General features: G+C 37.1%; 12 protein-coding genes and 1 tRNA gene. 11 read left to right on the top strand and 2 right to left on the bottom strand.

Translation table 11 applies throughout. The features are described 5' to 3' along the window. Positions 1–277: 277 nt before the first annotated feature. The gene (gene rlmN / locus R3333_RS08425; RefSeq protein WP_318958346.1) at positions 278–1,348 is read right to left on the bottom strand and encodes a 23S rRNA (adenine(2503)-C(2))-methyltransferase RlmN; all 1,071 of its coding nucleotides are present in this window, start codon (positions 1,346–1,348) and stop codon (positions 278–280) included. 352 nt (positions 1,349–1,700) lie between these two features. On the opposite strand from rlmN, the gene R3333_RS08420 reads away from it, so the two are divergent. The 11 genes from R3333_RS08420 (at position 1,701) to R3333_RS08370 (ending at position 10,531) form a co-directional block, all read left to right on the top strand. After that, positions 1,701–2,087 (top strand): DUF983 domain-containing protein, encoded by a 387-nt coding sequence (locus tag R3333_RS08420; protein WP_318958345.1) that lies wholly within the window; start codon positions 1,701–1,703, stop codon positions 2,085–2,087. Between the two features lie 2 nt (positions 2,088–2,089). After that, a complete protein-coding gene (trxA, locus tag R3333_RS08415; protein ID WP_318958344.1) occupies positions 2,090–2,389 on the top strand; it encodes a thioredoxin in 300 nt (99 codons plus the stop codon). 294 nt (positions 2,390–2,683) lie between these two features. Then, the gene (locus tag R3333_RS08410; protein ID WP_318958343.1) at positions 2,684–3,073 is read left to right on the top strand and encodes a ribonuclease P protein component; all 390 of its coding nucleotides are present in this window, start codon (positions 2,684–2,686) and stop codon (positions 3,071–3,073) included. A gap of 4 nt (positions 3,074–3,077) precedes the next feature. After that, positions 3,078–4,718, top strand: a complete 1,641-nt coding sequence (locus R3333_RS08405) for a S41 family peptidase (protein WP_318958342.1) — start codon at positions 3,078–3,080, stop codon at positions 4,716–4,718. 18 nt (positions 4,719–4,736) lie between these two features. Beyond that, on the top strand, positions 4,737–6,296 hold the full coding sequence (locus R3333_RS08400) for an O-antigen ligase family protein (RefSeq protein WP_318958341.1): 1,560 nt from the start codon (positions 4,737–4,739) through the stop codon (positions 6,294–6,296). A gap of 93 nt (positions 6,297–6,389) precedes the next feature. After that, a complete protein-coding gene (locus tag R3333_RS08395) occupies positions 6,390–7,295 on the top strand; it encodes an N-acetylmuramoyl-L-alanine amidase (RefSeq protein WP_318958340.1) in 906 nt (301 codons plus the stop codon). 61 nt (positions 7,296–7,356) lie between these two features. Continuing rightward, complete coding sequence (locus tag R3333_RS08390; RefSeq protein WP_318958339.1) at positions 7,357–7,803, top strand: single-stranded DNA-binding protein; 447 nt, start codon at positions 7,357–7,359, stop codon at positions 7,801–7,803. Between the two features lie 115 nt (positions 7,804–7,918). Next, a tRNA-Asn gene (locus R3333_RS08385) sits at positions 7,919–7,992 on the top strand. Between the two features lie 186 nt (positions 7,993–8,178). Then, complete coding sequence (locus tag R3333_RS08380; protein WP_318958338.1) at positions 8,179–9,345, top strand: hypothetical protein; 1,167 nt, start codon at positions 8,179–8,181, stop codon at positions 9,343–9,345. Then, a complete protein-coding gene (locus R3333_RS08375; RefSeq protein ID WP_318958337.1) occupies positions 9,338–9,898 on the top strand; it encodes an RNA polymerase sigma factor in 561 nt (186 codons plus the stop codon). The genes R3333_RS08380 and R3333_RS08375 overlap by 8 nt, the downstream gene beginning before the upstream one ends. Before the next feature lie 12 nt (positions 9,899–9,910). Beyond that, positions 9,911–10,531 (top strand): hypothetical protein, encoded by a 621-nt coding sequence (locus R3333_RS08370; protein ID WP_318958336.1) that lies wholly within the window; start codon positions 9,911–9,913, stop codon positions 10,529–10,531. A 56-nt stretch (positions 10,532–10,587) separates the two neighbouring features. On the opposite strand, the gene R3333_RS08365 is transcribed toward R3333_RS08370, so the two are convergent. After that, positions 10,588–10,788, bottom strand: coding sequence for a hypothetical protein (locus R3333_RS08365; RefSeq protein WP_318958335.1), 201 nt, complete (start codon positions 10,786–10,788; stop codon positions 10,588–10,590). Positions 10,789–11,019 lie beyond the last annotated feature (231 nt).

The raw sequence follows: 11,019 nt of genomic DNA, 5'->3' as shown, positions 1-11,019 counted from the left end.
TAAAGGTGATGTTTTATTCACGCTCCGCAATGCTGCCGAATGTCTTTTATATGGAATGAGATTGCCAATTGAATAGGGGGTTGGAGTAGGTAATATTGGTGAAATAATGAAGAATTACCTTTACTCGGTAGAATGGCGGATTTTCATCATTTACTTGAAATCAGGCAACGCGACGATTATTAAATGATGGGAATAGTCACCCCCTTCAAGTAAATGCAAAAAGGAAAATATGAGGTGCGTTTAATGCTCCAACAGACCTTAGCAATTGGAGAAGGGTCTATTTTAGTACTCTTTCTTTTAACTCTATCGCTTTGTTTTTATTGGCAAGTTGACCGCAAGCCGCGTCTATGTCTTTTCCTCTTGAACGTCTGATGTTCACGATAAGGTTACGCTCTTCTAAGAAAGCAGCAAAGGCATCTACTTTTGCTCTAGAAGCTTGTTGGAACTCACCATCGTCTATAGGATTGTATTCGATGATGTTGATTTTACACGGTACATTTTTACAGAATTCAGCTAATTCTTGAGCATCTTCCAATGCATCGTTGAAGTCCTTAAAGATGATGTATTCGAAAGTGATACGTGTTCCTGTTTTACTGTAAAAGTATTTCAGAGAATCTGCCAATACTTCTAAATTGTTGGTGTCGTTGATTTCCATGATTCTACTACGCTTCTTATCGTTAGCAGCGTGCAGAGAAAGGGCAAGGTTAAATTTTACCTCATCGTCACCTAGTTTTTTAATCATCTTGGCAATTCCGGCAGTAGATACAGTTATACGTTTGGGCGACATACCTAAACCTTCTTCAGAAGTAATTATCTCTGTACTACGGAGCATATTTTTATAGTTCAACAAAGGTTCACCCATTCCCATGTATACAATGTTGGTTAAACTTTTGTTGTAACGTTGCTCTGCCTGGTTCTTAAGGTAAACAACTTGGTCTACAATTTCACCAGCCGATAAGTTCTTCATGAGTTTAAGTCGACCAGTAGCACAGAATTTACAAGCCAAGCTACAACCAACTTGAGAAGAAATACAAGCGGTTGTTCGAGAAGCTGTTGGAATCAATACACCTTCAATAACTTGTTTTTCTCCAGCGTGAAAAGCACATTTAATCGTTTTATCGCTAGAAATTTGTTGGTCATCTAACGCTATGGCATCAATGAAAAATAATTCATTCAATTGATCGCGTAACTTCACACTTAAATTGCTCATTTCTTCAAAACTATGGGCATTTTTTTTCCAAAGCCATTCGTATACTTGTTTCGCTCGAAATGCTTTTTCGCCCATACCTGTGAATTGATTTTTTAATTCAGCAAGCGTTAAATTTCTGATGTTTGTTTTCTGTACCATAGTAAAATTCCGGTGCAAAGGTCGCTAATTTTTTAACGTAAACAAAGAAGCAGGGTTGGGAGGAGCTTGAATAGCGCTATGTTGTCAGGAAATTACCAAAAAACCAAGTATCGATTTGATATAGCCTTCACAAGAACAAAATCATTCAAGAGTAGCTTTAAAATATCTGTTAGAATGGCTAGATGGGAAATATGTGCTATTTATTGTCTTTAATGCATTAGTACTATATCGGAGATAAAGCGTTATTTAGACCTTGAATAAATTATAGCTTTGCGTAACAAATGTTGCAGATAAAAAGGGTGTTTAACCTTATATTTGTTAAGTGAACAAAGGGATCAAAAAATAGAAGACCATGGGGTTAAAAGGCACAAAATTGTACAGCATCTTTAATGGAAAATGTCCTGTTTGTCATGAAGGGAAAGTATTTACCTACAAAAGGGTATATAGTTTCAAGAAATTTGATAAAATGGAGGAAAAGTGTTCGCATTGTGGACATAAATACGAAATGGAAACAGGTTTCTTTTACGGAGCTATGTACGTTGCTTACGCCGTAAGTGTAGCATTTTCTGTTGCAGCTTTTGTAAGTACGTATTTGCTCTTTCCAGATACACCTTATTGGGCATATATCATTATTGTGGTAGCAACACTTTTAGGTTTAGCGCCGGTTACTTTTAGAGCTGGTCGACTCATTTGGATTAACCTATTTAGTTCATATGATCCATCAAAAGCAAAAAAATAAAAATGGAAAGTTTTAAGGAAATAGTAAAGGGAGAGGTACCAGTATTGGTAGATTTTCATGCTACATGGTGTGGCCCTTGCCAAACTATGCACCCTGTAGTAGACGATGTAAAAAATGAGTTTGGCAAGGATTTACGCGTACTAAAGATTGACGTAGATAAAAATCAAGCTTTAGCGGCAAAGTATAAGATTAGAGGTGTTCCTAGTTTCATCGTTTTCAAAGAAGGTGAAATTGCCTGGCGAGGAAGCGGAGTAATGACGAGGGCAGACCTAAGCTCAATAATCAAAAACTCTTTGAAATAATTATTTCAAAACCATAAGATTTAAACATAAAAAAAGGAGGTTCATTTTACGGGACCTCCTTTTTGCTGTACTAACTATAAACTATTACTTTAACTACTTAACAAGTTCTTGATTTAAGAATTGAATGTAGGCACTCAAGTTGGTGCTCAACATTAATTCAATGGCTTTAGATTTCTTTTGTGTTTTCATGTGTTTTTTGTTGCTTAATAATCACTTTTCAAAAGCTGTGCCAAAAAATATTCTGCGATTAATAAAGCTGTTTTTGTAAGCGAGTACTTCTGTTATCTTTGTAATATGAATCAAGGATTTGGAAAGGAGTATAAACTGTGCAGTCGAAAAATTATCGACGCCTTGTTTAGTGAAGGGGAGGGGATCAAATCATATCCTTTTATGATACGTTATCAAATCACAAGTCTTCCAAAAGAAATTCCTTTTCAAATCGTTATAACTGCTCCTAAACGAAACTTTAAACGCGCTGTTGATAGAAATAGAATTAAGCGTTTGATGCGCGAAGTTTTTAGGAAAAACAGACAGGAGTTAGAAGAAGGATTGAAGGAGAAGAATCAGCAACTCGCTTTATTTATTATGTATACAGGGAGAGAGCTGCCAGATTACGATTTAATAGAAACGAAATTGAAAAAGGCCTTGGTGAAGTTAAATCAAGCGCTACACATAGAAAATTAAGCACATGAAAAAATATCTTTTCGTTGTTATCAGTTTACTTTGCTTTTATAGCACATCAAAGGCACAGAGTAATAGTTTTGAGGTAATCAAATCCATGGAATTAATGGATCTCATTTACATGAATTTAGAAAAGTACTATGTAGATGAACCCAATACAGGAGAGCTTTCCAAAACTTCCATTGATGCCATGCTGCGCGCTTTGGATCCATATACGGTGTATTACCATGAGGCCAACATCGAAGATTTCCGTATGATGAATACGGGGCAATACGGTGGGATAGGTGCTACGATTAGGAAAGTGGGAGAATACACGATTATAACAGAACCTTACAAAGGCAACCCTGCGTATAATGCTGGTTTGGAGGCTGGAGATATTATTCTTTCCATAGACGGTCGTGACATGAAAAATAGAAGCTCAGAAGAAGTTTCTAATGCTTTGAAAGGACTGAAAGGATCTGAAGTTATTGTGCAATACAAACGACCTGATGTTGGAGAGGGAGAGGCGAAAATAATTCGCGATGAGATCAAATTACCAGATGTTCCTTATTCAGGAATGATAGACGACAAAGTAGGTTATATTGCGTTGAATTCCTTCACTCAAACGGCGAGTGCCAACGTGAGCAAAGCTTTTCAATCCTTAAAACAAGAGGGAATGGAATCGCTGGTGTTAGATTTAAGAAACAACGGTGGTGGTTTGCTGATGGAAGCCGTAAAAATTGTAAACATGTTTGTACCCAAGGGGCAAGTTGTGGTATCTACAAAGTCTAGGGTGAAAGAAGAAAATAGAGTTTACGTTACACAGCAAGACCCCTTAGATTTAGAAATTCCCCTTGTAGTATTGATCAACGAAGGTTCTGCTTCCGCATCAGAAATTGTAAGTGGAACGTTACAAGATTTAGACCGAGCTGTTGTTGTGGGAAGAACCTCTTTTGGAAAAGGTCTGGTGCAAAGAACAGTTGATTTAAAATACGGTTCTAAAATGAAGTTGACCATTGCAAAATACTATACGCCATCAGGAAGATGTGTTCAGAAATTAGATTATTCTAATAAGGTGGATGGTCAAGTAGACGAAGTTCCAGACTCCTTACTTCAAATCTTTTACACTAAAAATGGAAGAGAAGTGATTGACGGTAGAGGTATAGAGCCAGATATATCGGTAGAAGGAGAAAATATGAGCAGACTCGCAGCAATGCTTTTGGCGAAAAACATCATTTTTGATTACGCTACACACTACAAACATAAACACGATAGCATAGCTGCACCCGAGGAATTTGTTTTGAGTGATAAGGCCTACGATGAATTTATAGCGTTTGCTTTGAGTAAGGAATTTTCGTACAATACTGCTTCTGAGGAGAAAATGAAAGAGGTAGTAGAGGTCGCTAAAATGGAAGGTTATTTTGAAAGTACAGAAAAAGAGATTGAAGCGTTGTTAGCCGCTTTGAAACCTTCAAAAAAAGAAGATCTTATCCGTTTTAAAACACAAATTAAAGAAATGTTGCAAAACGAAATTGTTGCGCGTTACTATTACCAAGAAGGTAGAGTTTTAAATAGTTTCATCAGCGATAAGAGTTTGGAAAAAGCGATGGAGGTATTAAATAATGAGAAATTATACAATTCTACCTTGCATATTAACGTTAAGAAATAAAAAGAAACTACTCTACTTATGCTCGACAAGCTTTTTGGCTATCGTGTCCATGCGTTCATTCATCAATTGTGTTTCATTGCACTGTGCGTCGGACTCCCGCTTAATAAAGTGGTGTTGTCGCTTGCTACCATGTTGTGCATACTCAATTTAGTACTTGAAGCACACTTCGCTAAGTACTTGAAAAACCTGAGAGAAAATAAAATTGTTGCCTTAACATTGTTGTTTTTTGGCTTTCATTTTCTAGGGTTAATTTACACTTCTAATTTTGATTATGCTTTACATGACATTCGCATAAAATTGCCGCTTTTCGCCTTGCCTTTTGTATATGGAGCAAGGCCGCTAAAAGCCAAAGAGGTAAAAATTGGATTGCACCTTTTCTTGTTGAGTTTACTGGTTACCACGAGTATCAATTACTATAATTATCACGATAAAATAGAAGAAGGCATTATACTCGATATCAGAGAAATGTCCATATTTGGATCGCATATTCGGTACGCTTTACTCGTTGTCTTTGGTGCGGCAATAACCCTTTTCTATACCGTAAAACGCATGAAGTATTACATACTCTATGCACTACTTTTTGCATGGTTTTCTTACTATGCACTCTACAGTCAGGTTTTAAGCGGGGTAGTTGCCTATGCATGTTTAATGGGAGGATTGTTTTTCTATGCCATTTCTAAATTGAAACTTAAAAGTTTAAAGTGGACCCTCTGGATTTTATTTTTAGGAGCGGCAACAACGGTAACTGTTGGCATCGTTCAATTTTTAATACCAGAAAGTGATAATTACATCTATGGTGATTTAGAATATAAAAGTGCTCAGGGAACTGTTTACTACCACGATACTACTTCCACTTTTTTTGAAAATGGCTATCCATTGATGGTCTACTTGGCAGAGGATGAAATGCGTAAAAAGTGGAATGAGCGTTCTGATTTAGCCTATGATAGTTTAGACAGAAAAAATCAACACGTAAAATACACGCTCTGGAGATATTTAACTTCTAAAAATTTGAGAAAAGACGCCCAAGGCGTAGCACAATTGACGGAGGAAGATGTCAGGTTTATTGAACAAGGTATACCTAGTATAGAATTTCAAAATGGCGGGGTGACGAATAGATTGAATGGATTGAAGACGCAATTGCAAACCTATGCGGCTAACGGTAATCCAAACGGTCATTCTCTATTACAAAGGTTCGAACATTGGTCGGCTGCCTGGTACATCATAAAAAACAATCCTTATTTCGGGGTAGGAACAGGAGATGTGCAGGATGAATTTGATAAGGCTTATGATGACCTTGACTCTAAATTAGATAAGTACCACAGAAACAGGGCGCACAATCAATTTTTAACGGTTTGGATTACATTCGGGATTCCGGGCTTAATTCTCTTTCTTTCAATTTGGTTCCTTTTCTTAAAAAGAGCCGTGAGCAACAAGCATATTTTAGCCCTTGCTTTCGGGCTCATTGCTTTGGCTAGCTTTTTGCCAGAGGATACCATAGAAACGCAACAAGGAGTTACTTTTATCGCTTTATTCCTGGCTGTATTTTCATCACAATTCTATCAAAAATCTGAGGCTTAAGCTTTTTACACATTGCTATCTTGACAATCTTCAATACCCTTAAGTTTAAGACGTGAGGATTTTAGCTTAATTTGATAGTTAAAACGTTTAATAATGAAATTTTTCCTTCTTGCACTTACCCTTTGCTTAAATATCATCGCTTTCGGTAAAGATAAAGTGATTGTGGTAATAGATCCTGGACACGGTGGTTCTGACCCTGGACATTTATCTCAGGATAAAGCCTTGAAACCAGAAAAGGACCTCAACTTAAGTATTGCTTTAAAATTTGGAAAATATATCGAAGAAAATCTGATCAATGTAGAGGTGCATTATACGCGTAAAACAGATGTTTATCCTTCTTTAGATGAACGTGTAGAAATGGCCAATGATTTAAACGCAGATTATTTTATCTCTGTTCACTGTAACGGTAGTGCCAGAAGTTCTGTTTATGGAACAGAATCGCATGTGCACAATTGGGCCTCTAAAAAAGCAGTTCGTCTAGCCACTGAATTCGAAGATCAATTTGAAAACAGAGCAAAACGAAGAAGTAGAGGTGTAAAAACAGGTGAAGATAGAGGTCATTCTGTTCAAGTGTTGAAGTATACAAAAATGACCAGTGTTTTAGTAGAGTGTGGATTCGTTACCAATACATCGGAAGCCAATTATTTGAACTCAGTATATGGTCAAGAAATTATAGCTTCTGCATTGTACAGAGGTTTTAGAGATTTCATCAAACGAGAACATAAAGACATCAATTTCATCAATACAGAAAAAGAGCTGAGTCAGAGTGGTGAGGTTTACAAGATTCAAATCATGTCTAGTATAGACCCTGTAGAAACGGACATTGCCGAATTTAAAAAGTTGGGTGTTACCGTGGAGCGTATTAAAGTGGAATCTAAAAGTATGTACAAATACAAGTACTACGTGGGTAAGTTTGCCAAGAAGAAAGACTGTAAAGCACTGCTCAAAAAAGTCAAGGAAAATGGTTTCCCCGACGCTTATATTGTTAAATTTGAGTAGCATTCATTTTGCAGACTTTGTAAGAAACAATCACATACACTTTTAAATACACAAAAATTACATGGCTACAGTTTTTGAGACAAGACTCATAGGAAACATAGGTAAAGATGCGACGGTAAGAAACATGGAGCGAGGAGTAATCGCCATCAACTTCCCGGTTGCACACAATAAAAACTGGAGAGACAAACGTACGGGAGAATCTAAAACAAAAACAACCTGGGTGAACTGTACGATTTGGAAGAAAGAAGGTGCCAACCTTAGAATATTAGACTTTCTTAAAAAAGGGGCGTTAGTAGAATTGGTAGGAACACCTTTTCCAAAAGCGTATTTGCAAGACGACAATTCCATTAAAACAGAAATCAGGTTAAACGTTTCTAAGACCAATATTTTGCGTCCAAGTAAGGATCAAGGAAGTACTTCTACGGAAGAATTTAACTTAGATGACAGCGAAAATGATTTGGGTACAGGTGGCTTTGATGATTTCACCCTAAATGAAGACGATTTTTAAAGAATTGATATTCAATAATTAATAAAAAACTTTCAAATTTTTTTAATTTTTTTTGCTCAAAAGCATTGCGGTTGTCTAAAGAATGTATATCTTTGTCCCCGCAAACGAAGCACACTCCTCCTTAGCTCAGTTGGTTAGAGCATCTGACTGTTAATCAGAGGGTCCTTGGTTCGAGCCCAAGAGGAGGAGCAAAAAGCACTTAGAAATAAGTGCTTTTTTTTTTGCTTTATACTTTTGTGAAGATTTATTTCATGGGTTCAAATTAGCCAACTCTTCATCTCGTTCAAAAGGTGGCTCTCTTCGTCTTTTAACATTTCTTTCCATTTCCTCGCGAACGTTTTCTCGTCTATTGTGTAATACGGGAAAACATCATCCATGAAAAAATTAATGATTTTAAGTCTTGTAGTCTTTTTCGGTATGGGAACGGCACAAGCGCAAATAGCAGAACCGGAGGAAATTTATTCGTTTACGCGCGTTATCAATTCTTATGATTGGTATGTTACTCAACATGAGTTGTGGGCGAAAGAGGTGAAAAAAGACAAGAAGAATGAAGATGCTTGGACCAATTATTATGCGGCTACCCGCTATGCAGGTCGTAAAGCGGATTCTGAAGCGCTAAGGTTAGAATGGGTCGAAAAGGAGGAAGAGGTTTTGGAGCAAATGGCCAAACACATTCCCAATACTTTTGCCTATTACCATGTTATGTCGTGGGCCAAACCCATCTACCAAGCTGAAAATCCAGAACAGCGAAAAGAATTGATCAGCAATGCACTCAATGCACATAAGTTAAAACCAGAAAGTAGTGATGTGTATCCGGAACTCATGAATATCTACGAGGTATATGAGTACAATCCCAATAAATTAAAGGAAGTCTCGGAGCTCTGGAAGAAAAGTGCACACTTTACACCAGCTACTCTACTTTTGGCGCACAACATGCTCAATGGTGCTCAAAAAGATGCGATTATATTAACGGCTGGAGACAATGATACCTATCCATTATGGGTGGCCCAACACGCAGATAGCGTACGACAAGATCTAACGGTGCTCAACGTGTTTTTGGCACAAATAGAAAGTTACCGCAAACGCATTTTTAATACCTTGAACATTCCTGAATTAAAAGGTGAAAACAAGTCTTTTCCTGAGATTATCAATCATATTATTGAACACAAGGGAGCTAGAACCTTGTACTTTTCTTCAAGAGGGTTGTTACACGACCAACAGGATAAACTAGATCAACTCTACAATGTTGGTTTACTCTATCAATACAGTGAAGAGAAGCTAGATAATGTTTCAATTTTGGTACACAATTTTGAGGAAGTATTTTATACCGATCTTTTAATTCACGATTATTATACAAGTGAATGGGCCAATCAAGATTTACGTATGAACAACATGTACGTTCCTGGCTTAGTGCATCTTTACAAGTATTATAAATTGATCAGTAAAGAAGCAAAAGCCCAAGAAACCCTGGAAATCATCCATCGCATTGCGCATAATTTTGAGTACTACGGATTGGTAAAAAAGCAATTGGAACTTGAGTAGCTATAAACAACTTAAAGACGAAGAGCTGATGCATCGCCTTACCAAAGGGGATGAATCGGCATTTAATGAACTTTACAGTCGTTATGCGCAGCGTATTTTATTGTTTATGTACAAGATGTTGAAACAAGATGAGGCCCGAGCACAAGACTTTACGCAGGATGTTTTTTTAAAAGTAGTGGAAGCTGCCGAGGGTTTTGACCGCAACAAAAGTTTTAAAACATGGGTGTTTACGATTGCGGCAAATTTGTGTAAAAATCACTTCAGGAAAAATGTTGGAGACATACGAGAAATTCAAAATACATCCCTTCAGATAAGTAATCAAGCTGAAGATAAAATGGATAGGGAGCTAAAAAATCAAGCATTGAAAGAAGAAATTGCTGCCTTGCCTTCTCCCTACAGAGAAACCTTTGTGTTGCGCTATTCTGAAGAACTAAAAGTGAAAGAAATAGCCCAAGCTCAAAATATACCGGAGGGAACGGTAAAATCGAGATTGAATAAAGCCACCCAAATACTCGCAGAAAAAATGCGCTTGTTTACAAAAGTTCAACATTAAAAAAGAGAAATTATGGACATACTTCATTTATTAGAAAATAAAGATTTTGAAGCCTTAACTCCCCAAGAGACAAGCTTTGTTTTAGAGCAAATGTCAGCAGAGGAATATAAAGAACAACGCTTGGTGATCTTCATGACCCAGGAAACCTTTGCTGAAGATGACAATAACAATACGCTCGTTGTCCCGGTGCCTTCTAAAGCGCTAAAGGCATTACAAGAGAAGAGAAACGGAGGAATCTTAGTATTGTTTCAAAGTAAGGTTACGCTTTGGAAAGCTGCGGCTGTTTTTGTTGCTTTATTGGGGGGATATCACTTTTTGATGAAGAATTCAGTTCAGCAACCCGAAACAGTATACCTAACAGAATATGTTGAGAAGGAAGTGCTTGTACCTGCAGATCCTGATACAGTATTTAAAGAGGTGGTGGTAGAGGTACAACCCGAAAAGTTGGCTACAATTGAGGAAAGTCCGCGACTATCAGGTGCCACGCGCATTAATTCCGAAAAGAGAGAAATTTACAATTTTGATCAGGTTGCAGTACTGAATAGTTTAGAGACCGAATTTTTACAGATGAATAAAAAAGAAGGAGTTAGCGTTTTGGAGGATAGCTTAACGCGAAAGATTTTAGGTATATAAAAACCGTCTAGCATTACTAGACGGTTTTACTGTTAACCCCACAAAATGAAACGAATCTATCCTTTCCTCTTCATAAAAGCATAGAAAATATAAATGATAACCACGAATAAAACGAGGTATAGGTAATTGGACCATTCTACGGAAGAACTTAAATCTCCCGAAAGTCCTAAAGTATCAACTGAAGCAAAGTTTAATGAAACATCAGTTAGCGCTGTTGTATCACTCTCGTTCAATACTTGTCCTTCCCATTTATACATACTTCAATTTACTGAATAGCACCTATAAACAAGGAGGTCATTAGACTAAATGAACGATAAATTCGATTAACGTAAGAAAGCTAGTTGTTCAATAGTTTCCCCCTTATCTAGGTGATAAGCCATCAATCCAGCCTCTTTTGCACCTTCAACATGTTGAATAGAATCGTCAATAAAGAGGGTGCTTGCTGGATTTAACTGATGCACTTCGCATAAGTGTTGGAAAGTACTCAC

It is taken from the genome of Lishizhenia sp. (assembly GCF_033720595.1).
Taxonomy (GTDB): domain Bacteria; phylum Bacteroidota; class Bacteroidia; order Flavobacteriales_D; family Crocinitomicaceae; genus Lishizhenia.
The sequence above is the reverse complement of the archived record's forward strand: the minus strand, read 5'-3'. Positions and strand labels throughout refer to the sequence as shown.